This is a genomic window from Sphingobium sp. GW456-12-10-14-TSB1 (genome assembly GCF_059424385.1).
Map to the genome: position 1 here is coordinate 52,271 of NZ_JBWKZI010000003.1, position 26,379 is coordinate 78,649.

At 63.8% G+C, this 26,379-nt stretch carries 25 protein-coding genes and 1 pseudogene; 13 read left to right on the plus strand and 13 right to left on the minus strand.

Features of this window, described 5'->3' with window-relative positions; genetic code table 11:
- Window positions 1–63: 63 nt before the first annotated feature.
- From AC07X9_RS22690 to hutC, 11 genes are all read left to right on the plus strand, one after another.
- Window positions 64–1,407, plus strand: coding sequence for a glycoside hydrolase family 130 protein (locus AC07X9_RS22690; protein ID WP_441347659.1), 1,344 nt, complete (start codon window positions 64–66; stop codon window positions 1,405–1,407).
- 186 nt (window positions 1,408–1,593) lie between these two features.
- A complete protein-coding gene (locus AC07X9_RS22695) occupies window positions 1,594–1,884 on the plus strand; it encodes a hypothetical protein (protein WP_007406388.1) in 291 nt (96 codons plus the stop codon).
- Between the two features lie 318 nt (window positions 1,885–2,202).
- Entirely contained in the window at window positions 2,203–2,604 is a 402-nt protein-coding gene (locus tag AC07X9_RS22700) for a hypothetical protein (protein ID WP_015449265.1), read from the plus strand.
- Between the two features lie 147 nt (window positions 2,605–2,751).
- Window positions 2,752–3,081: a hypothetical protein gene (locus AC07X9_RS22705; protein ID WP_004212674.1), complete on the plus strand. Its 330-nt coding sequence runs from the start codon at window positions 2,752–2,754 to the stop codon at window positions 3,079–3,081.
- A 252-nt stretch (window positions 3,082–3,333) separates the two neighbouring features.
- Entirely contained in the window at window positions 3,334–4,854 is a 1,521-nt protein-coding gene (locus AC07X9_RS22710) for an aldehyde dehydrogenase family protein (protein WP_015449264.1), read from the plus strand.
- 26 nt (window positions 4,855–4,880) lie between these two features.
- Entirely contained in the window at window positions 4,881–5,906 is a 1,026-nt protein-coding gene (gene adhP / locus AC07X9_RS22715; protein ID WP_004212676.1) for an alcohol dehydrogenase AdhP, read from the plus strand.
- 25 nt (window positions 5,907–5,931) lie between these two features.
- Window positions 5,932–7,638, plus strand: coding sequence for a copper resistance system multicopper oxidase (locus tag AC07X9_RS22720; RefSeq protein ID WP_015449263.1), 1,707 nt, complete (start codon window positions 5,932–5,934; stop codon window positions 7,636–7,638).
- Window positions 7,635–8,621 (plus strand): copper resistance protein B, encoded by a 987-nt coding sequence (locus AC07X9_RS22725; protein WP_015449262.1) that lies wholly within the window; start codon window positions 7,635–7,637, stop codon window positions 8,619–8,621. The genes AC07X9_RS22720 and AC07X9_RS22725 overlap by 4 nt, the downstream gene beginning before the upstream one ends.
- A complete protein-coding gene (locus AC07X9_RS22730; protein ID WP_015449261.1) occupies window positions 8,615–9,856 on the plus strand; it encodes an MFS transporter in 1,242 nt (413 codons plus the stop codon). Before AC07X9_RS22725 ends, AC07X9_RS22730 begins: the two co-directional genes overlap by 7 nt.
- Before the next feature lie 68 nt (window positions 9,857–9,924).
- Entirely contained in the window at window positions 9,925–10,362 is a 438-nt protein-coding gene (locus tag AC07X9_RS22735; RefSeq protein WP_004213035.1) for a DUF411 domain-containing protein, read from the plus strand.
- 191 nt (window positions 10,363–10,553) lie between these two features.
- Window positions 10,554–11,243, plus strand: a complete 690-nt coding sequence (gene hutC / locus AC07X9_RS22740) for a histidine utilization transcriptional repressor HutC (RefSeq protein ID WP_230588639.1) — start codon at window positions 10,554–10,556, stop codon at window positions 11,241–11,243.
- A gap of 3 nt (window positions 11,244–11,246) precedes the next feature.
- Here hutC and AC07X9_RS22745 read toward each other — a convergent pair whose 3' ends face one another.
- From AC07X9_RS22745 to AC07X9_RS22760, 4 genes are all read right to left on the minus strand, one after another.
- A complete protein-coding gene (locus tag AC07X9_RS22745; RefSeq protein WP_004213137.1) occupies window positions 11,247–11,981 on the minus strand; it encodes a PepSY domain-containing protein in 735 nt (244 codons plus the stop codon).
- Entirely contained in the window at window positions 11,978–12,682 is a 705-nt protein-coding gene (locus tag AC07X9_RS22750) for a PepSY domain-containing protein (RefSeq protein ID WP_015449260.1), read from the minus strand. The genes AC07X9_RS22745 and AC07X9_RS22750 overlap by 4 nt, the downstream gene beginning before the upstream one ends.
- Window positions 12,683–12,692: 10 nt before the next feature.
- Entirely contained in the window at window positions 12,693–15,395 is a 2,703-nt protein-coding gene (locus AC07X9_RS22755) for a TonB-dependent receptor domain-containing protein (RefSeq protein ID WP_015449259.1), read from the minus strand.
- A gap of 738 nt (window positions 15,396–16,133) precedes the next feature.
- A complete protein-coding gene (locus tag AC07X9_RS22760) occupies window positions 16,134–16,700 on the minus strand; it encodes a TetR/AcrR family transcriptional regulator (protein WP_015449258.1) in 567 nt (188 codons plus the stop codon).
- A gap of 69 nt (window positions 16,701–16,769) precedes the next feature.
- Here AC07X9_RS22760 and AC07X9_RS22765 point away from each other — a divergent pair, with 69 nt between their 5' ends.
- Together AC07X9_RS22765 and AC07X9_RS22770 are read left to right on the plus strand one after the other, a co-directional pair.
- On the plus strand, window positions 16,770–17,600 hold the full coding sequence (locus tag AC07X9_RS22765) for an SDR family oxidoreductase (RefSeq protein ID WP_037479754.1): 831 nt from the start codon (window positions 16,770–16,772) through the stop codon (window positions 17,598–17,600).
- 611 nt (window positions 17,601–18,211) lie between these two features.
- A pseudogene (locus AC07X9_RS22770) lies at window positions 18,212–18,514 on the plus strand (CorA family divalent cation transporter); the annotation flags it as partial.
- A 62-nt stretch (window positions 18,515–18,576) separates the two neighbouring features.
- Here the strand turns inward: AC07X9_RS22770 and AC07X9_RS22775 are convergent.
- The 9 genes from AC07X9_RS22775 to AC07X9_RS22815 form a co-directional block, all read right to left on the minus strand.
- The gene (locus AC07X9_RS22775; protein WP_016743851.1) at window positions 18,577–18,984 is read right to left on the minus strand and encodes a response regulator; all 408 of its coding nucleotides are present in this window, start codon (window positions 18,982–18,984) and stop codon (window positions 18,577–18,579) included.
- A gap of 81 nt (window positions 18,985–19,065) precedes the next feature.
- On the minus strand, window positions 19,066–19,689 hold the full coding sequence (locus tag AC07X9_RS22780) for a response regulator transcription factor (RefSeq protein WP_015449255.1): 624 nt from the start codon (window positions 19,687–19,689) through the stop codon (window positions 19,066–19,068).
- Window positions 19,679–21,214: a PAS domain-containing sensor histidine kinase gene (locus AC07X9_RS22785; RefSeq protein ID WP_086485379.1), complete on the minus strand. Its 1,536-nt coding sequence runs from the start codon at window positions 21,212–21,214 to the stop codon at window positions 19,679–19,681. Before AC07X9_RS22785 ends, AC07X9_RS22780 begins: the two co-directional genes overlap by 11 nt.
- 59 nt (window positions 21,215–21,273) lie before the next feature.
- Window positions 21,274–21,747: a DUF305 domain-containing protein gene (locus tag AC07X9_RS22790; RefSeq protein WP_015449253.1), complete on the minus strand. Its 474-nt coding sequence runs from the start codon at window positions 21,745–21,747 to the stop codon at window positions 21,274–21,276.
- Window positions 21,748–21,837: 90 nt separating this feature from the next.
- Window positions 21,838–23,025: a copper resistance protein B gene (locus tag AC07X9_RS22795; RefSeq protein WP_086485378.1), complete on the minus strand. Its 1,188-nt coding sequence runs from the start codon at window positions 23,023–23,025 to the stop codon at window positions 21,838–21,840.
- Complete coding sequence (locus AC07X9_RS22800) at window positions 23,022–24,974, minus strand: copper resistance system multicopper oxidase (protein WP_086485377.1); 1,953 nt, start codon at window positions 24,972–24,974, stop codon at window positions 23,022–23,024. Before AC07X9_RS22800 ends, AC07X9_RS22795 begins: the two co-directional genes overlap by 4 nt.
- A gap of 67 nt (window positions 24,975–25,041) precedes the next feature.
- A complete protein-coding gene (locus AC07X9_RS22805; RefSeq protein WP_046407413.1) occupies window positions 25,042–25,608 on the minus strand; it encodes an RNA polymerase sigma factor in 567 nt (188 codons plus the stop codon).
- Complete coding sequence (locus tag AC07X9_RS22810) at window positions 25,605–26,045, minus strand: periplasmic heavy metal sensor (protein ID WP_037486783.1); 441 nt, start codon at window positions 26,043–26,045, stop codon at window positions 25,605–25,607. Before AC07X9_RS22810 ends, AC07X9_RS22805 begins: the two co-directional genes overlap by 4 nt.
- Complete coding sequence (locus AC07X9_RS22815) at window positions 26,045–26,317, minus strand: hypothetical protein (protein ID WP_007406377.1); 273 nt, start codon at window positions 26,315–26,317, stop codon at window positions 26,045–26,047. Before AC07X9_RS22815 ends, AC07X9_RS22810 begins: the two co-directional genes overlap by 1 nt.
- Between the last annotated feature and the right edge of the window lie 62 nt (window positions 26,318–26,379).

A 26,379-nucleotide genomic window follows, 5' to 3' on the forward strand; every position in this document is an offset into this window, starting at 1 on the left:
ATGCCGAGCACCATCTTTACGATTGCGTGAACGCTCCACGGTCGATCTGTATTGGAGAAGTCAGTGTCAACCGCCGAATTTGTCAACCGGCTACCCGAATTGCTCCGCCCCAATCCAGCAAGGGTAGTGATCAGACCCTATATGCCGTCGACGGAAACCTATAAATATGCGGTACCGGATCAGCCACGTGCGCAGCGCATCGCCGACCGCGTCCTGGCGCTCGACCCAGCATCGCTCCACGATGAGTTGCAACGCATTCTTGATGATTTCTCGGGAAGGCATCGTGAGGTTCCGTCCCTGTTTTTGCGGCGGTTCCACGAGGTTGATGGCATCATCGTCTGTGATTGCGAGGTCACCCATGAACAGGCGCTCTTGATCGGTGCCCATTTTTGCAACGAATATTCCTATGAGGCAGCAGCGCTTTTCAATCCGAGCATCGTCCTGCATCCTGATCAGTCTGCTGTACCTGAAAACTCTCTCCGATTCATTCTTTCCCTGCGAGGCGTGGGCGAGGGGCATATCTCCTCCGTCACCTTTCGCACCGGGTTTTGCGCCGCGGACGGAACCATAGCAATCAATCCTCCGAGCCCCATGCCGCTCGTGCTGGAGACTGAAAACATCTCCGGCGAGGACGGGCCGGACGCGGGCATTCGGATCAAGTGCGATGGCAGCCACGATCTCTCGGAGATCGTGATCTTTCCGACAACCCCCAGCCAGCGTGGTGGCATCGAAGACCTTCGCTTGGTCCGCTTCCTGGACGACGATGGCCGAGCCACCTATTTCGGTACATATACGGCATTTAGCGGCCAGTCCGTCCGGCAGGAGTTGTTGTCCACGCCGGACTTCCGGACATTCGAACTCAGACCGCTGCGTGGGGATGCCACCGGTAGCAAGGGCATGGCGCTTTTCCCCCGACGCATTGCCGGGCACTTTGCCATGCTTGGGCGCGAGGATAACGAAAATATCTGGTTCCTGACGTCCGCGGACATTCACGACTGGAGTGGCGGAGCGAAAGCCATCGAACCTCGCTGGCCTTGGGAGTTTGTCCAGATCGGTAATTGCGGATCGCCGATCGAGATCGACGAAGGCTGGCTGGTCGTAACTCATGGAGTCGGCGCCGTTCGGAACTATTGCATCGGGGCGTGCCTGCTGGACCGTGACGATCCCTCGAAGCTGCTGGCGCGGACGAAGCTACCGCTTTTGCGGTCGGACATGGATGAGCGCGAAGGTTATGTGCCAAACGTAGCCTACAGCTGCGGCGCGATGGTACATAATCGGGTGCTGGTACTGCCTTATGCCATTGCTGACAGCTTCACCACTTTTGCCACTATTCCTCTCGAGCGTCTGCTGGCCGCCATGGATTATTCACTGTTGCCGACCTGTCCTGCTCTCGAGTCCGAACCATAGTTACACATCGGCACAACAACGATGCCAGTGCGATAATTTATGGCCATCTCAGAGACGGACTTCGCACATTACGTATACAGCAAGGCGGAAGGTGACACCATTTCACGGGCAAGCTCCGGAAGGGGCGACAATCGACCGGGCATATGCTCGATCGAACGGGAAACCCAGACTTGAAGGAATGGATACTTGCGCAAGAAGACGGCAATGATCGCTTCGCTCGCAGCTCTCGGCTTCCTCGCCGTCAGTGCCGGACCGGTGCTGGCGGACGGGATGCCGCCGGGCATGCCCGATCTTGAGGAGACCCTCAAGGCCAGGCCGGCGCCTGCCCAGCCCGATCCTGCCCACATGCAGGGCATGGCTCACGGTAAGGAGCAGATGCACGGCCAGATGATGCAGGGCCATCGAATGGCGATGCGGGATTCGCAGGACCAGGACGGCGCCTCCGGCATGTCACACAGGTCGGACGGTGGTTGCTGACCCTGCCATCATTCCATCAGACGACAAGGTTGACGGACAAGATCATGGCCGCTTTCAACCGAAGCCTTGGTCCGCCGTTCCCACGGCGGGCCAATCGCTTTTCTGGCCGGTCTCAGGACGAGAAAACCAGGCCGGGTCACATTTTTGATCGATCCCGGATCATCATTTTACGCGCCTGCTCCAGCAGGCACACGGCCGATCGGATTTCGATTCGTAACTTACGTATACAGACAGCGTCTCGCTAGCAGCATTGAAGCTTCGGAATTGCCGGGATCGGAACGTCGATCGGGCAACAGGAAGAACACTCGGAGACCCTCAATGCGACAGACGACATTTCTCGCGGCGCCCGTCAGCCTCTTCGCGACGCTAACCTTCGCCGCCGGCACCGCTCTCGCCCAGTCGACGCCCGCGCCCGCGCAGGCTGCGCCGGCCCATGCCCACCAGCAGGGCATGGATCATGGCGGGCAGCAGATGCACGATCAGATGATGAAGGATCATCAGGCCGGCGCGCAGAAGCAGCAGGGGCAACCGGCCCAGCAGGATCAACAGGGCATGTCGGGGATGGCCGGCATGTCCGGCGGGTCGCCAGCATCGAACGGCTCGGGCATGGCCGGTAAGGCGAAGAGTGGCTGCTGCAAGATGCCGATGAAGAAGGCCAAGCCGGCGGCGAAGAAGAAGACCGCCAAGCCCATGGCCGACAAGCCGATGAGCGACATGTGAGGTTTCCAGCCCCGAGAACAGACCCCAGGGGCTGAGGGCCCGCCGTTCCCCCGCGGCGGGCCAGTTCTTTGACGATGCCCAGCGTCGCCCCGTGCTCCCAGCTTTCAAAACCGGGTCCGAGCGTCTGACTTGACAGAGGAAACAGCGATGCGAAAACATCTTGGCGTCGGTGCTGCTGTTGGCTTTCTGCTCTTTGGCAGCACGCCGCTCCTCGCACAGGGTATCGGCCATAGCTTGTTCATGCGCGGCAAGATCGTCCGTATGGATGCGGGCGGCACAGTGGCCTGCCTGGGTAAGGCCGATGGCGCGCACATCGGGCAGATACTCGAAGTCTATCACGCAACGCCGCGCCACCGCCGTCTTGTCGGTCATGTCGAAGTCGACCAGATTTTCGACGACCATTATGCTCATTTCCGCGTGAGGGACGGGACGCTTCAGAAAGGCGATTGGGTGAGCCTAAAGCGCGTCCGGGCGTAACGCCAGAATTGGAATGCCAAGCGCCGCCCTCGCCAAAAGAAGACTCGGCCGAGTAACGCCTGTCTCGGCATAATTCCGATCAGGCGTGCGCGAATACGTTCAGGAGTCGATGAATAGTCATCGGCTCTGTTGGCGTGTCTGACCCTCAAGCCCGCGACCCCGATACCAGACTACCTTCTGCGGAACTTACTTATAGGCCACCCGGGCAAAGAGATTACTCCGTCAGGCCATCGATAGAGATGGAGTCAGGTTATGTTCGAGAAGGCGATCGGGACCATTAACGCGGCGGCCTCCTTCCGACACCGCTATGATAATTTCATCGGAGGCCGCTGGAGCGCTCCTGCGGGCGGCGAGTATTTCGCCGACACGAGCCCGATCAATGGCGCCCAGATCGCAGAGTTCGCGCTGTCGACGCCGGAAGATGTCGAGCGCGCGCTCGATGCGGCGCACGCCGCCAAGGATCAATGGGCAAGGATCGCGCCCGCCGAACGCGCCAGGATTCTCAATCGCGTCGCCGACCGGCTCGAAGACAATCTGGAGTTGCTGGCACTTGCCGAGACGATCGACAATGGCAAGCCGATCCGCGAGACGCGCGCTGCCGACGTGCCGCTCGCGATCGACCATTTCCGCTACTTCGCCGGCTGCATCCGGGCGGAGGAAGGCGGCATCTCGACGATCGATGCGGACACCATCGCCTATCATTTCCGCGAGCCGCTCGGCGTCGTCGGCCAGATCATCCCGTGGAACTTCCCGCTGCTGATGGCGGCGTGGAAGATCGCCCCGGCGCTGGCGGCGGGCAACTGCACCGTCATCAAACCCGCATCCCAGACGCCGCTCACCTTGCTGATGTTCGCCGAGCTCACCGCCGACATCCTGCCGCCCGGCGTGCTCAATGTCGTTACCGGCCCGGGACGGACCGTTGGCCAGGCGATCGCCGCCAATCCGCGCATCGCCAAGGTCTCGTTCACCGGCGAGACCGTCACCGGCAAGCAGATCATGCACGCCGCGGCGGACCATCTGATCCCCCAGACGATGGAGCTTGGCGGCAAGTCGCCCAACATCTTCATGGCGGACGTGCTCGACGAGGACGATGCCTTCTTCGACAAGGCGCTCGAAGGCTTTACTTTGTTCGCCTTCAACAAGGGCGAGGTCTGTACCTGCCCGTCGCGCGCCCTGATCCATGAGTCGATCTTCGACCGCTTCATCGAGCGCGCCGTGGCGCGCGTCGCCGCGATCCGCCAGGGCGATCCGCTCGACCCGTCGGTCCAGGTCGGCGCGCAGGCGTCGGAGGACCAGCTCCACAAGATCCTGGGCTATATCGATATCGGCAAGGCCGAGGGCGCGCAGTGTCTGGTCGGTGGCGCCAGGGCGCTGCCGGGCGGTGCGCTCGACCAGGGCTATTTCGTGCAGCCGACCGTGTTCGTGGGTCAGAACCACATGCGCATCTTCCAGGAGGAGATCTTCGGTCCCGTCCTGTCGGTCACCACGTTCAAGACGGTCGAGGAGGCGATCGCACTTGCCAATGACACCGCCTACGGTCTTGGCGCGGGCGTCTGGACCCGGAGCGGCAACACCGCCTACCGGCTCGGCCGCGCGATCGAGGCCGGGCGGGTCTGGACCAACTGCTATCATCAGTACCCCGCCCATGCCGCCTTCGGCGGATACAAGGCATCGGGCTTCGGGCGTGAAAACCACCGGATGATGCTCGATCATTATCAGCAGACCAAGAATCTGCTCGTCTCCTATGACGAGCACGCGCTCGGCCTATTCTGACCCCCCGCTTAAAAGGAGAAACGGACATGGCGAAAACCATGAAGGCGGCGGTCGTCCGCGAATTTGGCAAGCCCCTGGTCATCGAGGACGCGCCGATCCCGACGGTCGGCCCCGGGCAGGTCCTGGTCAAGATTGCGGCAACCGGCGTGTGCCATACCGACCTGCACGCGGCAGAAGGGGACTGGCCGGTCAAGCCCAACCCGCCCTTCATTCCTGGCCATGAGGGCGTCGGGCATGTCGCCGCCGTTGGTGCCGGCGTCACCCATGTGAAGGAAGGCGACCGGGTCGGTGTGCCCTGGCTCTACACCGCCTGCGGGCACTGCGTGCATTGCCTGGGTGGCTGGGAGACGCTTTGCCACGAACAGCAGAACACCGGCTATTCGGTCAATGGCAGCTTTGCCGAATATGTCCTCGCCGATCCCAACTATGTTGGTCACCTTCCCGACAATGTCGACTTCCTCGACATTGCGCCGATCCTCTGCGCGGGCGTCACCGTCTACAAGGGATTGAAGGCCACCGAGGCCCGACCCGGCGAGTGGGTGGTCGTCTCCGGCATTGGCGGGCTCGGCCACATGGCGGTGCAATATGCCCGAGCCATGGGTCTCAATGTGGCCGCGGTCGACATCGACGATAGCAAGCTCGACCTCGCTACACGCCTTGGCGCCACACTGACGGTCAACGCGCGCAACGAGGACCCTTCGGCAGCGCTCAAGAAAGCCATTGGCGGCGCGCACGGGGCGCTGGTGACCGCCGTTTCGCCCAAGGCGTTCCAGCAGGCGCTCGGCATGGTCCGGCGCGGCGGCACGGTCGCGCTCAACGGCCTGCCGCCGGGCGACTTCCCGTTGTCGATCTTCGACACCGTGCTGAACGGCATTACCGTGCGCGGCTCGATCGTCGGCACGCGGCTCGATCTGCTCGAGGCACTGGCGTTCGCCGGCGAGGGCAAGGTCAAGGCCACGGTCCATGCAGACAAGCTGGAGAACATCAACGACGTCTTCTCCCGCATGCATCATGGCGACATCGAGGGCCGGATCGTCCTCGACCTCGCCTGAAGCCGACTTCGCGAAAGTACAGTTCATGTCTCCCTTACATATCCGGCCGATCGCGCGGCGCCGTTTCGTCCAGGGGCTGGCGATCGGCGGCGCGGTCGCCGGTTTCGCCCCGGCGCTTCTCGCGCGATCCGCACCAACCTTGCCCGCTGAGCTGAGCGGGACCGAGTTCGACCTCGAGATCGCCGAGCTGCCGGTCAACTTCACCGGCAAACGCCGTATCGCGACCGCCGTGAACGGCAGCGTGCCCGCGCCGGTCCTGCGCCTGCGCGAAGGCGACACGGTCACGCTGCGCGTACGCAACGGCCTCAAGGAGATGTCGAGCATCCATTGGCACGGCATCATCGTGCCGGCGGAGATGGACGGCGTGCCCGGCATCAGCTTTGCCGGCATCGCGCCGGGCGAGACCTTCACCTATCGCTTCGAGGTCCGCCAGAGCGGAACCTACTGGTATCACGCTCACACGCTCGCCGAGCAGACGGGACTCTATGGAGCGATCATCGTGGAGCCAAAACAGGTGCCGACGGCGCGGGCGCCCGATCGCGACTATTGCATCGTGCTCAGCGACTGGTCGGACGAGCCGCCGCTGCAGATCTTCCTCAATCTCAAGAAGCAGAGCAGCTACTATAATTTTGCGCAGCCGACCGCCGGCGATTTCCTCAAGGATGTCGGCACCATGGGCTTGGGCAAGGCGCTCGAGCGGCGGCGGATGTGGAACAGCTCGCGGATGAACCCGACCGACTACAGCGATGTCTCTGCCGCGACCTACACCTATCTGATGAACGGCGCGCCGCCCGCCGGCAACTGGACCGGTATCGCCGCGCCCGGCGAGCGCGTGCGCCTGCGCTTCGTCGGCGCGGGGACGGCGACGTTCTTCGACGTGCGGATCCCCGGGGTCGAGCTGACGGTCGTATCGACCGACGGGCAGCCGGTCGAGCCGGTCACGGTCGAGGAATTCCGGATCGGCCCGGGCGAGACCTACGACGTCGAGTTCACCATGCCCGAGGGCGGCGCCCGCACCATCTTCGCGCAGGCGATCGATCGGAGCGGCTATGCGCGTGGCACGATCGCACCGGCCCCGGGCATGGCGGCAGCCGTGCCGCCGCTCGATGCCCGGACCTGGCTCGAGCCGGTCGACATGATGGGCGCGATGGCGACGATGGGCGCAATGGGAGGCGACGCGCATGCCGGGCACGGCATGACCGAGATGCCGGCCAGGGCACGGCACGCCCGCACCGAATATGGCGCCAATACCGACATGCGCGTCGACTATCCGCGCACCAATCTCGACGATCCCGGCGCCGGGCTGCGCGGGCGCGGCTGGCGCGTGCTGACGCTGGCCGATCTGCGCACGCCGGGCGGCGATCCCGACCCGCGCGAGCCCGAGCGCGACATCGAGCTGCATCTGACGGGCAATATGGAACGGTTCATCTGGTCGCTCGACGGCATCAAGCTCAACGATTCCAGGCCGCTTCATTTCAAGCCAAACGAGCGGCTGCGCGTCACCTTCGTCAACGACACGATGATGGCGCATCCGATGCATCTGCACGGCATGTGGAGCGATGTCGAAGGCCCGGACGGCGCCTTCCAGGTCCGCAAGCATACGGTCGTGGTCCAGCCCGCCCAGCGGGTGAGCTTCCGCGTCACCGCCGACGCCATGGGCCGATGGGCCTTCCACTGCCATCTGCTCTATCACATGGCGGCCGGCATGTTCCGGGAGGTGGTGGTCGCATGATCCGGATTTTCCCCTCGCGCGGCATCGCTCTTGGCGCTGCCCTCTTCCTGGCGCCGGCGATCACGGCTCCCGCCCTCGCGCAGGATGCCTCGCCCCCGTCGCCCGCCGCCACCCCTGCCCAAACGGCCACTCCCGCTCAGCACACCCCTTCCGCGCAAGGCTCTCAGGACCATGCGGGCATGGACATGCCGGGCATGGATATGACCGACACGAAGGCGTCCGGTAACGGCGCCACGATGGACATGGGCTCGATGCAGGGCGGCCAGGCCCCGCCGGACGCGCGCAACTCGGACGATTATGCCGACGGCTACCGCAACTCGACGCTGCCGGGCTATGAGATGGCCGACAAGCTCTCAATCCCCAAGATACTTGTCGATGAGCTTGAGTTCACCAGCGGCAACGAGGGTCAGGGCGTGGGCTGGACCGTGCTCGTCACCAAGGGTCAGGACAATGACAAGCTCTGGCTGCGCAGCCAGGGGCTCAAGAACTCCCGCGACCAACGTCTCGATCCGGAGAGCAGCGTCGAGGCGCTGTGGTGGCACAGCAAGAACCCGTTCTGGGGCACGCTGCTCGGGGTCAGGCAGGATCTCGGCAAGGGTGCGACCACCTGGCTGGCCGCCGGCGTCGAGGGACTGGCGCCCTATTGGTTCGACGTCCAGCTCACCGGCTATGTAGGAACCGATGGGCGTCTCGCGGCGCGCGCCAAGGCGTCCTATGAGGTCTTGTTCACCAATCGGTTGATCCTTACGCCGCAGGTGGAGACCAATATCTATTCGAAGCGGTCGAGCGATCGGCAGCTCGGCAGCGGCTTCAGCAATGTCGAGCTGAGCGGACGGTTGCGCTACGAGGTGTCGCGCAAGTTCGCGCCCTATATCGGCTTCGTCTGGGAGCGCGCATTTGACGGCACGGCCGATTTCCGTCGCCTGCGCGGGGAAGGGCCTTCCGAACACAGGCTGGTGATCGGCTTGCGCGCCTGGTGGTGATCCGCGGATGGCCACTCGAGGGGTCGACCGCGAACGCGCCGCGTGACAAGGCTGGATCGCAAGCCAACGGTCGCTGGCCGGCCTCCTTTTTCGTCTTGTTGCTCGCGGCGGCTGCGGCGTCGGCGGGACAGACGGCCATTCTCGCCTTCCTTCCGGCACTGGTCGACCCGGCTCGTGGCGCGCTATCGTCAAGCGCTCATGATTTTCATGTCGCGAGCCTGACCGCGGTCCATCCCCTGGCAGCCTTGCTGGCGGCGCCGCTCTGGGGCTGGATCGCGGACCGGGTCGACTATCGGGCGATGTTGCGCGCAGCGCTGGTCATCCTCGCCCTGGTGACCGCGCCGATCGGCCTCGTCGGGCTGCCTGAGCTTTATGCATTGCGCCTGGTGGCGGGGATGGCGTCGGCCGCCATCATACCGTTGGGCTTGCTCTGCGCGAGCTTTGCCGCAAACGAGCGCGCGGACCAGGCGCGGCGCTTCACCTGGCTGACCGCCTTCTTGTTTCTGGGCGATCTCGCCGGTCCGCTGGTGGCGGAGGTCTCGGCCGCGATCCTGCCCCGCGCTCCCCTCATGATCCTCGCTTTCGGCATCGGTGCCGTCGGGGCGGCGCTTTGCGCCGTGCGTCTGCCGCGCTGGTGTGCACCTTGCATCGATGGCGGAGACCTGCCCGCGCCGACGCTCGGCGCGACGCTGATCCTGCTTTTCGTCACGATCGTCGCGGGCGGCGGGCTGGCGGCGATGCATGTCAATCTCCTGGTGACGCGGAGCGTCATTTCGCTGAGCCGCGAAGAGATCGCCTGGATGCTCAGTCTCTGCGGATTGGGCATGCTGGCAGCACAGATCTTCCATGCGAGGCTCGATTGGCTGGTGACCATGCCGAGGCGGCTTGCGGGGCTGACGCTCGGCCTGCTGGCTGCGGCGCTCTTCCTGTTCCCTGTCGCCGCGAGCATGGCCGAACTCAGTGGGATCATCGTTGCTGCCGGCTGGAGCTCGGCAACCCTTCGATTGGTCACCAGCTTCTGGATCAGCGGTGCGGCAGCCCCTTCGGGTCTGAAGCTCGGTCTCCAGCATTCCGCCGCCAGCATCGGGCAGGCGCTCGCGCCGCTGGCGATCGCCGTCGTCGCTCCCGGGGCGCAGCACTTAGTCTTGTGGGGGATTGGTGGTCTGTCGCTGGCGCTGCTTGTGTCCTTGCCGCTCGCCTGGAGGCCGCGCGCCATCGTGAAATCTTCAGCGTGATGAGGGGTAGGGGGCATCAATGCGTATAGATCATTAGGAACCCTATCGCATGCTTCCGGGAGCCGTTCATGAAGACCCGTCTTTCTGCCGCCTTGCTGTTCCTCGCCCTGCCCGGCGCAGCGCTTGCGGCGAATGATGTCGTCGTCCACCGGGACCCGGGTTGTGGATGCTGTGAGAAGTGGGCCCAGGCGCTTCGCGCGAAGCTGGGCCGCACGGTCGTCATGCGCGACGATGCGTCGCGCGGGGCGCTTCAGCGGAGGGCCGGCATGCCGGGCACGCTGGCATCCTGCCACAGCGCGATGGTTGATGGCTATCTGATCGAGGGCCATGTCCCGGTCGCCGATATCAAGCGCCTGCTGGCAACCCGTCCCGTAGGCGTCAGAGGCATTGCGGTGGCGGGGATGCCGATCGGCTCGGAGGGCATGGAAGTGGCAGGCGCCGCCCGCCAACCCTATGCGGTGGTGTCGTTCGGCAGTTCGGGCCAGAAGGTCTTCGCGCGGCATTGATCACGCACGCCTCGGCTCTCGCTGGTGATTTCCTGTTTGAATGACTGGGACTTGCTCGCCCCCACCTGTATAGTCATTTGATGCATGCTCCCGCTCGCCCCCATAGCCGCGCATCCGCTCCCCGGACGAAAGCTGCTTCTGTGGGCGAACCCGCGGTCGACGCTGCCGGTGCGGAGAAGCAACCTCGCTATGTGGCGATCAAAGACAGCATTTTCGAGGACATCCGGGAAGGTCGCCTGAAGCCCGGCGACCAGACGCCGTCAGAGGCCGAGCTCGTCGAGACGTTCAAAGTCTCGCGCATGACCGCAAACCGGGCGTTGCGGGAACTGCAATCGGCCGGTGTCGTGGTACGGCGGGCGGGGCGGGGCAGCTTTGTCGCCGAGCCCCGGCCGATCGGGCAGCTGATCGAGATCCGCAACATCGCGGAGGAGGTGCGCGGCAGGGGCCACGCCTATCGCGCGCGCGTCATTTATAATATCGAGATACGGGCTGATGCGGAAAGGGCAGCTCTGCTGGAAGTCGGCTTGGGCACGCGCCTCTTCCATTCGCTTATCGTCCATCACGAGACCGAATTCCCAATTCAGGTCGAGGAGCGCTTTGTGCTGGCATCTGCTGCGCCACGCTACGGAGAGAGGGATTTCAGCGCCTCGACGCCGAATGAATATCTGACACGTGTTGCCCCGCTCGAGCGAGTAGAGCACCGGGTGTGCGCGGCGATGCCGGATACAGCCATGCGAACAATGCTGGGCCTCGCTGAAGGAGAACCAGTGCTAATGATGACGCGCAGAACCTGGAGTCGCGGACGTCTCGTATCGCACGCTTGGCTCACGCACCCGGGCAATCGGTTCGAGCTATCGGCGGCTTTTTCTGTTGGGACCTAGCGATCAGCCCGCGCCCAACTTGACGGCCGATTTGCGCCTGCGCCGCAACCATCGCACGTCGGCGCGACTGAAGCTCTTAAACAGCAGGTAGAAGCCCGTCCCCGACAGCCACAAAGTACCGAACGCAACGAAGACGATCAGCGGGTGATTGAAGCTGGTGCGGTTCACATAGTCCATATTGTGGAGCATCCAGAAGAAATCCCAGGTGCGCCATGTGTCGCCGCGCATGACCAGGAATCGGCCGGTGTCGGCGGAGATGTAGGCGCTGCTGTTCTCTGCGTCCGCGAAATCCAGTCGCCACATGGTGCCTTCGTGCTCGCGCGCTTCCACATTCGGTTCGGCGAGCAACGTTGCCTTGCGGATCGGTGCTTCATTCACCATCGTCGCGACGTCGCGCGCGACCTGCTCGTCGACCCGAACCGGGGCGCCGCTCGTCGCGTCGATTAGCCGCGTGCCCGTGGTGGATCGAAGCTCGTAGACGGGGCGTGTGGCAAGGGACCGCAAGGCGATGCCGAGCACGGGACCATCAAGAGCGAGCTTTGCCGGCGCAATATAGTCACCGGCAGGTAGGGCGTGCTGATGGCTGGCCTGCGCACTGTGTCCGCCGACCTTCTCCTGATCGAGCAAGGCCATCATCGAGCCGCTCAGAGCCCAAAGGAGAAACTGCACGCCCAGGATCAGGCCGACCCATTTGTGGATGCGCCGAAAAAAGAGCGGGGTGAACCGGATTTTCTTCATGCCTTCTTCTTCCTGCGCCGCGGGAACGACCAAAGCAGCAGCCAAGCCCCGGCCAGCGCCATGGCAAGGGCACTCCAGGTCGCCACGCGCAGCAGCGGATTGTTGACGTCGGAGCGATCGTCATAGTCCATGATGTGCAGCATCCACGCGAAATCGAACACGCGCCACAGCGCATGGCGGCGCGAGATCAGCTCACCGGTCTGCGGAGAGAGATACAGGGTTGGCCGGTTCCAGGCATCGAATTCGACCTGCCAATAGGGAGGCTTGCGCGCCTGCATTTCCAGTGGCGCCGTCGTCAGCAGCCGGGCTGCGACGATGTCCCCGGTGCCGCTGTAGATGCGCCGAGCGGCGGCGCGGATTTGTGCCTCGCTCAAATCGGGGATGGGCTGTCCCGAACCTGCATCGAAGAGTCTTGGACCACCCGAGGTTTGCGCGCGCCAGACGGGCTGATCCATGAACCGTTGCAGGCGGATCTCGGACGCGTCGGGAGCCGATTGAACAATCCGCGCCGGCGGGACGAAGCTCGCAAGGTCGATGGGGGCGACGACCGGTGGGCGGACCAGATCGTCGCCATGGATGATGTCGATATGGACGGCCACCATATAGAAGCCGGTCAGCGTCCAGAGCAGAACCTGGACGCCGACGATCAGGGCCAGCCACTTGTGCGTCCGGCGGATGACCAAAGGCCAGCGAATTGCCATGTGCTGCCCTTCAGAACGCGGTTCGGAAGCCGGCGTAGAAGCGCCGTCCGAGCAGATCATAGGTCATCGTGTCGGTGTTGGCATCGGTGAAGCTCTGGATATAGGGCGCCTTGCGGTCGAACAGATTATCGGCCCCGATCTGGAAACGTGTCTTCTCGTCGATCGCGAAGGCAAGCTGAAGATTGTGGTAGAAGACGTTCGGCGTGCGGTAGCCGATGTCGCCGGCCGATGCGTTGAAGTCGGTCGCCTTGCCGATCCATTGTGTCGACCAGGTCGCGCTGATGCCGTCCTTTTCCGCCGTCAGCACGCCATAACCACGCCATTTCGGATAGCCGCCATTGCCGCCCCCGATAAACCCGTCGAAATAGATCGGCGCGCCGCCGGGGAAGGGGTTTACGACATATTTGTTGAGATAGGTCATGTTGAGATCCAAGGAGATCTTCACCTCGCCCACCGCACCACTGTACACCAGACCCAGATCGAGACCATTCATCTCCTCGCGGCCGGTGTTGATGGGCTGGGCGGAGAGGTAAGTGACCTCGCCGGTCAGCGCGCTGCGCGTAAAGTCGCTGCAGAACGGGTGCGACAGGTTCTGGCTCGCATAGCAGACTGCGAGCTTGGTCGAGCCGGGAATGGCCCGGATCGCGTCCTTGATCTTGATGTCGAACCAGTCTGCCGTCAGCGACAACCCTGGGATGATGCCGCGCGGCGATATCACCGTACCAACGGTCCAGGTCGTGGAGCTTTCGGGCCGAAGGCTCTGGTTACCGCCCACTGTGGTGAGGATCGTGGTGCCGAGCTGCGTATAGTTGGCCGGCACACCGGACGCCTGACAATTGGCGATCAAGGTCACGTTGCCGCTGGAGGTGTAGCGCGAGCAGGGATCGGTCGTGGTCAGATTGCCTTCCGAGACGCCGCCGAAAAGCTCCGGCACGTTGGGAATGCGAAAGCCCGTCCCATAAGTGCCGCGCAGACGGATGCTGTCATTGACTACCCAGTCGGCACTGAGCTTGTAATTCCAGTCGCTCCCGAAGAGATTATAGTCTGAGTAGCGGACTGCGCCATCGAGCGTGAGCGCCTTGGCGAAAGCTGTGTTGGCAAGCACCGGCACCGATAGCTCGAGATAGGCTTCCTTGGCGGTGCTCGAGCCCGAAATAGGATCCTGCTGATTGACGTTCGCCACGCCGAGCACCGTCAACGGGTCGGGATCGCGCCAGCCTTTTTCGCGCCGATAGACCACGCCGGTGGCGAAGGACACCGCGCCGGCTGGAAGGGAGAAGAGATCGCCGTTGAGGTCAGCCGTGACCGTGCCGAGTTCGTTGCCTCCGCGATCGCGCGAGGTGAACAGAATATAATCCAGAACCTGAGGTGTCAGGTCTCCGAACCCAAGATAGTCACCGCAGGGGATGGCCGCGCCCGCCGTGCTGGAGCATTTGCTCCTGTCGAGCGTGTTCGCGACGCGCTCGAGATTGGCGATGTTGGTCGAGCCGTCGACGGCCGTGTTACGCCCGAAGCTGCCCGCGACTTCCCAGGCCCAGTCGTTCGCCAGCTTGCCGCGCAGCCCGAAGGTGCCTTGCCAGGTATCGGTCTCCTGGAAGAAGTGGCGCGCGCCGGGTTCGGCGAGGCGGCGCTGGGCCAGGACCAGGTTCTGGCCGGTCGGATTGGTCGGATTGCTGGCTGGTATCGAGAGATTGCGCAGCGTGCCGGGTGTCGCGATCTGATTCGACTTGCGGAACGTATAGAGGAACTCGCCGAACGCCTGGATACCGTCGGTCAGCGCATAGTCCGCGAAGAAGGCCGTGCTGACGCGCTCGACTGGGCTGACCGCATTGAGAAACGGGTTCGAGTTGAAGTTGTGCTTGGCGGGACTGTAAGGCTCGTAGAAGTTCCCGTTCCCTCCGGGTACCTGGTTGAAGTTGATCTGTTGGCCGTTGGGCAGCACCGCGCGTCCGCCGATCGTCGAGGCGCTGTTGACGCAGCTCAGCGAGCCCGGCGTCGTTTCAGCGAGCGAGCAGGGCGCACGCGAGGCCATGTTGACGGCGCTGGTCTTCTGGTAGGTGACTGCTGCCATGAACCCGCCACGATCGTTGCGAATGCCCCAAAGTAGGTCCGCGGTGAGATCGGAGCCGTCGCCGCGCTCGGTAATGCCTTGTCGGACGCTGAGACCCAGGCCTTCATAATCGGTGCGCGTGACAAGGTTGACCACGCCGGCCATGGCATCGGCCCCGTAGATAGCGGACGCGCCATCCTTGAGGACATCGGTGCGTGCCAGCGCCACGACCGGGATCATGTTGAGATCGGGTGAGGAATTGGCGCCGGTGCCGCCCGCGACGAGGCGTCGGCCGTTGAGGAGCACGAGTGTGCGCTTGATGCCGAGGCCGCGCAGATTGACCTGAGCAGTGCCATAACCGTTGTTGGTCCAGTAGGCCGATGTCTGGTTGCCCGCGAAGCCGGCATTGGCCGGCAAACGCTGCAAGGCGGTTTCGATATTGACGATGCCGGTATTTTGGATCTGCTCGGCGGTGACCACGGTGGCCGGTCCAACCCCGGCCAGATCCTGCCGACGGATTCGTGAGCCGGTAACGACGATGTCGCTGTCATCCCCCAGGACTTGTGCTTTTGGCTGCGGTGTCGGATCGGCCTGAGCGAGAGCCGGCGCGGCGTAGCCCGCGACGATGGCGGCGCTGCCGAGCAGGGCCATCCTGATGGTCATGTGCAATCCCCCTGACGTTTTAGAACAGCCACAGACAACATCAGTTGTATATACAGGTCAACAGTATTTTTCCTGTTTTTCCAATACCTTATTCTCGTGAAATTTAGATATAGATATAGCTATAATACGCACGCCAGACGTCGAACCCTCATGACTGAAGAGATATTTTTGCGAGCGCTCATTTGCAAAGCTGCTGAGATAGAAGTTAGAATATCATATCGTAATACAGCCTCGCACGCTTCGATTTGATGATCGGGACATTTGGCCGGCAAGAATGCGAAGCGGCATGATCACATGTTATTGGTGTCGGCGTGATATACCTAGGTATAGCGCTAGAGATGCTCCGGGAACATTAGTCCTTTGCTGAGCTTGCACGCGCCAGGGAAAGTAATACCGATGCGGACCGCATTTGATCCTCGTTTCCTGGATGTGTCGCGCCTTCTTCCGGATTGAGCCGCAGGTTCGCCTTTTGAGGCAGATGAAACGACTCCTGACGAAACGTCGTGCGACGAGTCCGGCGACCTGAGATCGTCGCGCAGCCACTGGGTCACTTGGCGATGATCCAATCCGGTTCGGCAGTGGCGGCGCAGTCCTCGAACGTCGATCGCATCCGCGGAGCCGACGGGCCGGCTTGTGCATGAGCCGCCCTGATTTTGCCGGTGGGCAGTACGGCAGGTTGCGAAAAATGCTTGCTGTGTCCCGGTCGGCGCGCGGGCGTGCAGCTCGCGCCTCGCACGATCACACGCGCAGCAGTCGCCCCACCGCCCGCATGATCGTCGCCCGGCGCGCCGCGTGCTCGGCAGCGTCGCGTGCAGCTCCGGTCATGCACCAGAGCTGGGTGAGGGCGGCGACAAGCCGGACGACATCCAGGGGCGTGAAGTCGGCGACGATCCGCCCCTCGGCCTGCGCCGCTGCGATCCCGTCCAGCTTCTCCCCGAGAAGGACCTCGCCGGCCGGGAGCATCAGAACATCCTGGCCACGCTCCAAATGATGCCAGGTCAGCAGCCTCCACAGGCGCGGGCGTTCGACCAGCAAGTCATAGGTGCGCCCCGCATAACCCTCAAGATCATTGGGATCGAAGCGATCGGCCTGCGCCGCGTCCATCACTTCCTGCGTCAGCGCGGCATCGAAGAGCGCCTCCTTGTCCCCGAAATAGGTGTAGAGCATCGGCTTGCTGATACCCGCCGCCTGCGCAATCCGGTCGATCCGCGCGCCCGCCAGCCCATGGGACGCGAACTCCTCGGTCGCTGCAGCCAGGAGCGTCTCGCGGCTCTGTGCGGCATTCCGCCGGGTTCGTTGCTTCATCACACCTCCAAGCATTGACGCATTCCAGGTTTCAAGTTACCTACCAGTTGGTAATATATGGAGTAACATATGTCCAATCACTGGTTTCTCACGGGCGCGTCCAGCGGCATCGGCCGCCATCTGGCCGAACTGATCCTGGCCGCTGGCGACGACCTTACCGCGACGGCCCGCAAGCCCGAAAGCCTCGATGATCTCGCGGCGAAATATCCGAGCCAGCTGCGCGTCGAAGCGCTCGACGTCACGGTCAAGGACGATATTGCTGCGGTCGTGGCCCGGGCGCAGGCGCGTCGACCCGTCGATATTCTGGTCAACAACGCCGGCGGCGGCGTGATCGGCGCCACCGAAGAGATGTCGGACGCCGAGGTCGAAGGCCAGATCGCGCTCAATCTCATGGCGCCCATCCACATCACCCGCGCCTTTGTCCCCGCCATGCGGCTGCGCGGGAGCGGCCGGATCATCCAGATCTCCAGCGCTAGTGGTCAGGGCTCGCTTCCGACGAGCAGTCTCTATCATGTGGCCAAATGGGGCCTGGAGGGCTTCAGCGAATGCCTCCGCCAGGAGCTTGAACCCTTCAACCTGTTCGTGACACTGATCGAGCCGGGCGGGGCGCGCACCAGCTTCAGCCACAATCTGCAATTCGCCAGCGAGATCGCCGCGTATCGCGATACGCCCGCCGGCCATATCCGCAAGATGTTCGAGACCGCCGGAAACGAGCTCTACACGCTCGACCCGCAAAAGATCGCGCAAGCGATCGTTGATGTCGCAACCAGCGACCATCCGCCGCTGCGCGTGACTCTGGGGGGTGACGCTTTCGGCGTTGTCCAGGCGGCGCTGCAATCGCGGCTCGCCTTTCTGCAGTCCCAGGAAGCGCTCGCGCGCTCGGTCGCTTTCGACAGTTGAGCTTTTCCGTCTTCCAGCTTTCGTCTCCGCGCGGTGCGACGCGCCTCACCGGGGCCCGGCAACCCTGTCGTCAGCGCCGTTATCCGATACTTAGGTATAGTCATCCGACACGATTGCAGAGGCGCCACACGGGCAATCGCTTGGTACCATCGCAAGAGAGGAAAACCCTCGCGGTCGCCAATCAAGGGTGCGCAGACCTTCGCAGTCTGCGTGCCCTTGATGTGGCAGCGCGCCGCCCAGCCACGCGCGTCATGAACGGGAGCGGCCTTCTGCGAAACCCAACGCTCCGCCGCATTTTCTATAAGCTCTCGCTCGAATTGCTGCGCGCCGCCTTCTTCTTCCTGCGATTGGGCTTGAAGAATGACGAGTGTTTGTGCGCGCGTCTCAATAGGCGAGGCACACGGCTTCCGGTCGCCGCCGCCGTTCTTTGTCACAATGGCAAACGGCTACGGCCGGCGACCCTGATCGATCCGGCGTGCGAGCACGTCGGCAAGGATGACTTCGTGTGGATCAAAATGTCCCAGCCCAGCGAAACAGAACTTGCCGACATCGCCGGGAATTACGGCCTTCACCCGCTTGCCATGGAAGGTGCCGACAACGGCCACCAGATTTCGAAGCTCGACGATCACATGCTCAGGGTTGAGAGCGCCATCACCGGCATCCGCGACATCCTGATCTCGGTGTTCGAGGCGAGTCACCTGCTCGAACAGCAGCGCCAAGGTGCGATCACCCGTTAGCTTGCCGCCCGGGCTGCGATCCTCGCGGTGCCTACCGCGATTGCCGGAATCTACGGCATGAATTTCGAGAATATGCCCGAACTGAAGACGCAATGGGGATATTTCGTCATCCTCGGCGTCATCGCTGCGGTCTGCATTGGGCTCTACATCCGGTTCAAACGTAGCCACTGGCTTTGACGGCGCAGATCGGCTTTCCACATCGCGCCGGGCTGAGGCTGCCGGGGGCCGGCCGCCACAATTCAATGCTTTCGAAGCGTCTCGATGCGGTGCCGGTCCAACGCTTCGAGCAAAGCCCTGCCGATCAGCGGCTTTGCGAGAACATGATCGAAGCCCGCCTCAGCGGCCCGCGAGGCCAGCAGCGTGTCATGAAAGCCTGAGATCATAATCGCGCGTCCCGACCATCCGATCTCGCGAAGGTGACGCAGCATCGCGAATCCGTCGATGTCGGGCATGCGATAGTCGAGGATGACGCAGTCTGCCTCCTTCGCGCGGGGGTCGGCCAACAGCGCGTGGCCGGTCGTATATCCCCACACGGCATAGCCGCGCGATCTCAGCAGCAGCTGGAGGCCACGCCGCACGCCGGGATCGTCGTCGGAGACGAGGATGGTGTATCTGCCATCATGCTGAGTGGAACGGACCGATGGCATTGCGAGAAGCGGACACCCGTGTGACGATTGCACCATCGATCGCATATCGCGCCTCGTCCCGTCGCTACGTAGAGGTCGCAGTCACTTCGGCTTGCGGCCCATGCCCGCGGCAAAGGCGATCCGCAGGGCTTCGGACAAATTGCGGACCTCGAGCTTGGCCATCAGGCTCGCGCGATGGACCTCGACCGTTCGCGATGAACAGCCCAGGTCATAGGCGATCGTCTTATTGGGCAGGCCGTTCGCCAGCCCTTCCAGCACTTCACGCTCCCGGGGCGTCAGTGCAGCGACCCGCACGCCGGCTTCAGAGGTTTCCAGAGTGCGAAGGTCGACATCGTCGAGACGCGCGAACGCGCGGCTGACGGCGCCGAGCAGGGCGGCTTTCTCGAAGGGCTTCTCGAGAAAGTCGACCGCGCCGCCTTTCATGGCCTGCACCGCAACCGACACGTCGCCATGGCCGGTCAGGACGATGACCGGCATATTGACCCCGCGTGCTGCCATGGCGGCCTGAATCTCGAGACCGTCCATCTCGGGCATGCGCACGTCGAGGATGACGCAGCCGACGGCCGCCGACTTCGCCTCCTTGAGAAACTCCACGCCCGAGGCATAGGTCACGACGTCGTAGCCCGCGGTCTTGAGCGCAAAGCTCGCCGCCTTGCGGATGCTCTCCTCGTCGTCGACCAGATGGATGACGCGTCTATCCCCCATGTTCCTCCTCCGCCCGCGCATGGATCAAGGTAAAATGAAAGCGCGCGCCGCCGCGGTCGGGGCGCTCCATCCAGATACGGCCCCCATGCGCTTCGATGATGGTCCGGCAGATCGAAAGGCCGAGGCCCATGCCGTCGGCCTTTATCGACTTGAACGCCGTGAAGAGCTGCTCCCGGACCTCGTCGGCGATGCCGGGGCCGGTATCCTCCACGGTCACCTCGATCAGCCCGTCAGGGCGCAACCTGGTCGCTACCTTGAGGTCGCGAACAGGACACGCCGCCATCGCCTCGATGGCGTTGCGCATCAGGTTGACCAGCACCTGCTGGATCTGCACCCTGTCGACGAGAACCGGCGTCGCGGCGGGATCGACCGCGAAGAAGCTGCGGATGCCGCGCTCGCGTGCACCGACCAGCGCGAGCTCGCTCGCCTCGGCGACAACCTGCGGCAGATCGTGGAGGCTCTTGTCGACCTCGCCGCGGGCGACGAAATCGCGCAGGCGCCGGACGATATGGCCGGCCCGCAGCGTTTCCTGTGCAGCATCATCCATCACCGACCGTAGCGACACGAAGGGTTCGTCGTCCCGCTCGTCGAGCATGTCGCGGATCGTCTCGAGATAGAGCGCGACCGCGGCAAGCGGCTGGTTGAGCTCATGCGCGAGGGTCGAGGCCATCGTGCCCATCGCGCTCAGCCGGGAGACATGGACCAGCTCTGCCTGCAGTTCCTTGAGCCTGAGCTCATCCTGCTCCTTGGCGGTGAGATCCCGGATGAAGCCGGTGAACAACCGCTGCCCGTCTTCACCGGCCTCGCCAACCGACAGCTGCATCGGGAAGGTCGAGCCGTCGCGGCGCTGGCCGACCACGACGCGGCCGAGGCCGATGATCCGGCGCTCGCCGGTCTGGAGATAATGCGCGATATATTCGTCATGCCGGTCGCGATCGGGCTGGGGCATCAGGCAGGAGACGTTGCGGCCGACGAGCTCGGTTTCCGAATAGCCGAACAGGCGTTGGGCGGCCGCGCTGAACGACGTGATGTCGCCGGTCTCGTCGATGATGATCATCGCATCGGGGACGGTCGCCAGGATCGACTGGAGATGCTGCTCGCGGGTCTCGATTGACGCCCGGACCGCCGCCTCGTCGGTGACATCGCGACTGATGCAGGCAAAGCCTCGATGTGCGTCGCCTTCGAACAGGGCGCTGATCGTCAGGCGCGCGAGATACTCCGCTCCGTTCTCGCAGACCCGCCACGCTTCGCGCTCCAGCGTGCCTTCGTGAAGGGCGGCCGCCAGGTCTGCGCACGGGCGGCCGGCCGCAATCTCGTCGGGCGGGTAGAACAGGTCATGGGGCTGTCCCAGGACGCGATCGAGGGGCCAGCATTCGGCACGCTCGCCTTCTTCATTATAGCTCAGCACGATCCCGGCAGGATCGAGCAGCGTCAGGACATGGCCGCCAGCCTGTCGCAGGAACAACGGCGCAAGCCGCACCACCTCCCTGGCAATCTCGTCCGGCCCGCGCCTCGTGTCGACCATCGTCCCGGCTCACATGCCTGGCCGGGCGCACGTATCCGGGCGTAGCCCGACCGTGCCACTCAGCGCCGCGCGAGTATGGCCTTCATCTCGTCGATTTCCTGCCGCTGCGAGCGCTTGATCGCTTCGCAAAGCCGGATGACTTCCGGATCGCTGAGCTTTGCTTCCTGGCACATCAGGATCGCCCCGGAATGATGCGGGATCATCGAGCGCAGAAAGGCCGTGTCGCCGATCGTGGTCTGGGTGCGGATGAGTGCAAAGCTGCCGAAGAAGGCGACCAGCGACGCGGCGATCAGCGCGATGTTGGCGGCCTTCGACACGAACATGTGTCGCATGGCGAGGATCATCAGCACCACCATCGGTGCGACCATCATCAGCGTCATGTAGAGCATGTTGAGGTTGTTGTAGAAGCTGTCGAGCCCGTCGATCATGACGAACATCACCAGATACATGATGACGCCGCTGATGACGGTCTGAACGGCAAGGCTCCAATAGGCACCCATCTTCCGGGTGTTCATGTGGGACGAATGGTCCATGGCGTATCTCCTTCGCTCGGCGCCGGCCGACCTGGGTATGAGTGTAACGCCCCGCTCTCTTGTTCGCCCCCGCCATCAGCTGTCCCGATCCTAGAACCAGAAGCGGATGCCGGCGACGAAGCTGGTGGCATGGACGTCCTCGCCCGCAAGCCTCGACAGCCGCGCCGTGTCTCCGGCTTTGCGCAGATAGGAAACGCCGATGTAAGGTGCGAACTGGCGGCTGAATTCGTAGCGCAGGCGCGCGCCGAGCTCTATGTTGACCAGCCCCGAACCGATGTCGTTCTCCGGAATATCCTGCGCGGCGAAATTGACCTCGGCGCGCGGCTGCAAGATCAGGCGCTGGGTGATGCGCTGGTCGTAATAGCCCTCGACCCGGCCCAGAAGGTCGCCCTTGGTCGAGAGGAACAGCGCGCCTTCGACCTCGAACATGCCGGGAGCCAGACCCTCGACGCCAACGGTCGCATAGGTGCGGTTGGGCCCGCGGCCGAAGTCCTGGCGGACGCCGGCCTGAAGGTTGAAATAGGGGTCGATGGCGCGGCTATAGAGGGCCTGGACGTCTGCGCTGTCGATCCCGCGGCCAAACTCGCCTTCCCCCTCGCTCTTGAGCCAGAGGCGGTTGATGTCGCCGCCGTAAAAGCCTTCGCCATCCCAGCGATAGCCATCGCGGCCGCTATGCGCCTGATACTCGAACAGGTTGAGCAGCACCTGCCCGAAATTGTTGCCGCCGCTGTCCTTCATCATGATGTCGCGCGAGCGCGCCATCTCGCCGCCGGGAAAATCCCGATCGGCGAAGTGGTCGCTGGGGGGGGGCGGCGGGGGCGCATTGCCGGCCGGAAGCGCCGTGCCGGTCATTTGCATGCCGGGCATGGCGGGCGTTCCCGGCGTCGCTGTCTGGCCATGCTGCGCATGGTCCATCCCGGGCATGTCGGGCATCGCGCCGTCCTGATGCTGGGAGTGGTCCATGCCCGGCATCTCCGGCATTGCGGGAGACGTGGATTGCGGCTGACCGGCCGCATTTGCTTGCGCCGCGGGAGTGGTCTGGTGCTGCGAATGGTCCATTGCCGGCATGGTGTCCGGCGCTGGCTTCTGAGCGCGCGGCCTGGCAGTGGGCTTGGGGCGCGGCGCGGCGGCCTTGTCCTTCTTTTTCTCCTGCGCCGGCCGCGCCCCGCCCGGCGGCGCCATGCCGGGCATGTCGTGCATCGAATGATCCTGGGCAAAGGCGGGTGCGGCGGCGAGAAGGGCGATCGCGCTCACCAGCGGCGTGAGGATGCGGGTCATTGCGCGTCTCCCTTCGGACGCACGCTCACGACCCGCATCATCCCTGCATGCATGTGGTAGAGGAGATGGCAGTGGAAGGCCCAGTCCCCGACCGCGTCGGCGGTGAAGTCCCAGCTCACCTTGCCGCCGGGCTGGACGATCACCGTATGCTTGCGTGGGCTGTGATCGCCATGCCCCGTCACCAGCTCGAAAAAATGCCCGTGAATATGGATCGGATGCCCCATCATCGTGTCGTTGATGAGATTGACGCGCACCCGCTCGCCTTCGATGAAGGGGATCGGCTCGTGATGGTCCGACATTTTTTCGCCGTCGAACGACCACATGAACCGCTCCATGTTGCCGGTGAGGTGAATGTCGATGCTGCGGCTCGGCGCGCGCACGTCCGGATTGCGATCGAGCGCCATCAGGTCCCTGTAGACAAGCACCTTGTGGCCGACGTCGGCGAGGCCCTGGCCGGGCTCGCCGGTGCGGTCTACGGGCATCGGCGAGATGGTCTGGACGCTCGGATCGCGCTTCACCTGCGGCGCGTTCGAGAAGTCGCGCATCTTCATCGAACCCATCGCGTGCCCGCCATGATCCATGCCCGCCATCTGGCCATCGGCGCCCATCGCGCCGTGGTCCATGCCGGCCATCGATCCATGATCCATCCCGCTCATCGCGGAATGATCCATCCCCGAATGGTCCATGCCCGCCATGGCGCTGTTGTCCATGGTCGCCATCGCTGCCGCCGCGCCGGTCGCGAGGCGCGCGGACGCGTTCTTCTCGGCCGTCGGATCGACGCCCCGCATAGCGCCGCCCGACATGTCCATGCCTTCCATGCCCGGCATCGAGGACATGTCCATGCCCATGTCCTTCATGTCGGCGAGCGGCCGTTTGCGTAAGGGAGGCACCTCGCCAGCCATGCCGGCGCGCGGCGCGAGCGTGGCACGCGCCATACCCGAGCGGTCGATGGCCTCGCCGACAAGAGTATAGGCCTTGTCCTCGCCTGGGCTGACAACGACGTCGTAGGTCTCGGCGACACCGATCTGGAACTCGTCGACGGTGACGGGCACCACATTCTGCCCGTCGGCCTGGACGATGCTGAGCGGCAGGCCGGGTACGCGGACGTTGAAGGTGGTCATCGCCGACGCATTGATGACGCGCAGCCGCACCCGCTCGCCCGGGGTGAAGAGCGCGGTCCAGTTGTCCATCGGACCATGGCCATTGACGAGATAGGTGTAGGTCGATCCGGTGACATCGGAGATGTCGGCGGGGTCCATCCGCATCTGGCCCCAGTCGAGCCGGTCCTTGAGTGGCTGGTCCTTGCCCGAGAGCAGCCCGGCCAGCGTCTGGCGCTGGAAGTTGAAATGGCCGGGGTTGACCTTGAGACGCCGGAAGATCGCCTGCGGCGAGAGTGCGCTGTGATCGGCGAGCACGATGACATGCTCGCGGTCATAGGCGACCGGATCGGCACCGGCGGGGTCGATGATGATCGGGCCGTAATGGCCTTCCTGCTCCTGCAGGCCCGAATGGCTGTGATACCAGTAGGTGCCGCTTTGCACGACGGGGAACTGGTAGAGGTAGTTCGATCCCGGCTTGATGCCCGGAAAAGACACGCCCGGCACGCCGTCCATATTGGCCGGCAGGATCAGCCCGTGCCAGTGGATCGAGCTGTCCTCCTCGAGTTGATTGACGACGTTGAGCCGCACGCGCTGGCCTTCGCGCAGCCGGATCAGCGGGGCGGGGACCGTGCCGTTGAGACCGATTGCCCGGAACTTGCGCCCGTCGATGCTCATCGACTGCCGGGCGATGGTCAGCGTGATGTCTTCGCCCGACACGGTCGGTAGCGTCGGTCGCATCCCCGGCGAGATGGTCTGCGCCCAGGCAGGCAGCCAGGCTGATAATGCGGCGCCACCACCGGCGAGGGCCGCGCCGCGAAGGAACTGGCGGCGGTCGAGGGCAGAAATCATTCGGTTTGTCTCAGCTTGCGGAAAGAGGGCGGACCTATTGGAAATACGCAGCCCACCCGCCTGCCCCTCAAACTTTCTTCAAACTTTCCGCGAGGCGCGCCCGGGCGCGGTAGAGGCGGGTCTCGACGGCCTTCTGGGAGATGCCGAGGATCTCGGCGGTTTCGGCTTCCGATTTCTCGTCGATCGTCCGCAGGATGAGCGTGTCCTTGAGCGAGGCGGGCAGGGCGGCGATCGCTTTCATCGCCTCTGCCAGTTGCTGCTCGGCGCCGATTGCCTGGTCGGGTAGCGGCGCCTCATCGGCGACGTCATCCGCCTCGCCCAGCGGCAGGGCCATGGAGAAGAAGTTCCGGACCGCGCGCCGGCGCCGCCAGTCATGGCATTTGTTGATGACGATCCGGGACATCCAGACCTGGAAGGGTCGCGCAGCGTCATAGCGGTTGAGTGCGGCGAAGGCGGCGACGAAGCTTGCCTGCGTGACGTCCAGCGCCTCCTCTCCGTCACCTATATGGCTGCGCACGAGCCGAAATACCCAGCCTTGGTGTCGCCGCACAAGTTCGGCGAAAGCGGCCTGCCGGCCGACGAGTGCAAGAGCGGCAAGCTCCCCGTCCGAGCAGTCGGGGAGAATTATGGTCATTCGGACTTTGCCGTCAGCGCTTTCACTACGGCGTCGTCGAACTTCTGCGTCTGATCGGGGCGAAGTACGGCACGCATTGCAAAGATGTGCTCGAGCGTTTCCTTCTGCAGCGCGCCCATGGCTTGGTGCGAGCGGTCCACTGCCGCCGCGACTTTAGGGCCATAGCCATGTTCCGCCTCAATCGCCTCTGCTAGGCGAGCATTGTCGGCGCGCAGCTCGGCTTCAAGTGCCTGACGCCGAATGGCATAATTCTTCTCGATGAACTCCAGCCGGGCGTGCTGAGCCGTATCCAGTTTGAGATCCCGATGGAGCAGCTCGTGCAGTTCGTTTTCCACGGGCGGTGCCGACACCACATAGATCCGCCCGATCACCACCCCGGCGATCGCCGCGGTAAAGGTCAACAGTAGGAGGAGCAGGAGCCGGCGGCGGTCCCGCATCATTGCGAGCCCAGCAGCGTCGAGGGCGCGAGCGCCAACTGCGCATCGAAGGGCGATATCGGGCTCGCGTCCGCCGACCCGATTGGAACCGCGGAGCCCGCGATGCCGATGAAAAGCGCGACTGCGGCGGCTAGACCAAACGTCGTTGCGCCCAAGCGCGGCATGGCCTGGACCCTAGCGATTTCCGTCAGGACGCGGCTGTCCAGGCCGGCAAGCCTGGGGTCAATTGGGGCATCGCGCAATTTCGCGAGCATTTCGTCAAGGTGGTCCATGGTGTTTCTCCGTCTTCTCTTCACAATACGCATTCTGGCCCACGACCCCTTGGCTCGGAACA

What these genes read in the sequence shown, in the direction of transcription:
- AC07X9_RS22700 (WP_015449265.1), top strand. Translation starts at nt 2,203, where the DNA reads ATGCGACAGACGACATTTCTCGCGGCGCCCGTCAGCCTCTTCGCGACG.
- AC07X9_RS22705 (WP_004212674.1), top strand. Translation starts at nt 2,752, where the DNA reads ATGCGAAAACATCTTGGCGTCGGTGCTGCTGTTGGCTTTCTGCTCTTT.
- AC07X9_RS22710 (WP_015449264.1), top strand. Translation starts at nt 3,334, where the DNA reads ATGTTCGAGAAGGCGATCGGGACCATTAACGCGGCGGCCTCCTTCCGA.
- adhP (WP_004212676.1), top strand. Translation starts at nt 4,881, where the DNA reads ATGGCGAAAACCATGAAGGCGGCGGTCGTCCGCGAATTTGGCAAGCCC.
- AC07X9_RS22720 (WP_015449263.1), top strand. Translation starts at nt 5,932, where the DNA reads ATGTCTCCCTTACATATCCGGCCGATCGCGCGGCGCCGTTTCGTCCAG.
- AC07X9_RS22725 (WP_015449262.1), top strand. Translation starts at nt 7,635, where the DNA reads ATGATCCGGATTTTCCCCTCGCGCGGCATCGCTCTTGGCGCTGCCCTC.
- AC07X9_RS22735 (WP_004213035.1), top strand. Translation starts at nt 9,925, where the DNA reads ATGAAGACCCGTCTTTCTGCCGCCTTGCTGTTCCTCGCCCTGCCCGGC.
- AC07X9_RS22745 (WP_004213137.1), bottom strand. Translation starts at nt 11,981, where the DNA reads ATGAAGAAAATCCGGTTCACCCCGCTCTTTTTTCGGCGCATCCACAAA.
- AC07X9_RS22750 (WP_015449260.1), bottom strand. Translation starts at nt 12,682, where the DNA reads ATGGCAATTCGCTGGCCTTTGGTCATCCGCCGGACGCACAAGTGGCTG.
- AC07X9_RS22755 (WP_015449259.1), bottom strand. Translation starts at nt 15,395, where the DNA reads ATGACCATCAGGATGGCCCTGCTCGGCAGCGCCGCCATCGTCGCGGGC.
- AC07X9_RS22760 (WP_015449258.1), bottom strand. Translation starts at nt 16,700, where the DNA reads ATGAAGCAACGAACCCGGCGGAATGCCGCACAGAGCCGCGAGACGCTC.
- AC07X9_RS22765 (WP_037479754.1), top strand. Translation starts at nt 16,770, where the DNA reads ATGTCCAATCACTGGTTTCTCACGGGCGCGTCCAGCGGCATCGGCCGC.
- AC07X9_RS22775 (WP_016743851.1), bottom strand. Translation starts at nt 18,984, where the DNA reads ATGCCATCGGTCCGTTCCACTCAGCATGATGGCAGATACACCATCCTC.
- AC07X9_RS22780 (WP_015449255.1), bottom strand. Translation starts at nt 19,689, where the DNA reads ATGGGGGATAGACGCGTCATCCATCTGGTCGACGACGAGGAGAGCATC.
- AC07X9_RS22785 (WP_086485379.1), bottom strand. Translation starts at nt 21,214, where the DNA reads ATGGTCGACACGAGGCGCGGGCCGGACGAGATTGCCAGGGAGGTGGTG.
- AC07X9_RS22790 (WP_015449253.1), bottom strand. Translation starts at nt 21,747, where the DNA reads ATGGACCATTCGTCCCACATGAACACCCGGAAGATGGGTGCCTATTGG.
- AC07X9_RS22795 (WP_086485378.1), bottom strand. Translation starts at nt 23,025, where the DNA reads ATGACCCGCATCCTCACGCCGCTGGTGAGCGCGATCGCCCTTCTCGCC.
- AC07X9_RS22800 (WP_086485377.1), bottom strand. Translation starts at nt 24,974, where the DNA reads ATGATTTCTGCCCTCGACCGCCGCCAGTTCCTTCGCGGCGCGGCCCTC.
- AC07X9_RS22805 (WP_046407413.1), bottom strand. Translation starts at nt 25,608, where the DNA reads ATGACCATAATTCTCCCCGACTGCTCGGACGGGGAGCTTGCCGCTCTT.
- AC07X9_RS22810 (WP_037486783.1), bottom strand. Translation starts at nt 26,045, where the DNA reads ATGCGGGACCGCCGCCGGCTCCTGCTCCTCCTACTGTTGACCTTTACC.
- AC07X9_RS22815 (WP_007406377.1), bottom strand. Translation starts at nt 26,317, where the DNA reads ATGGACCACCTTGACGAAATGCTCGCGAAATTGCGCGATGCCCCAATT.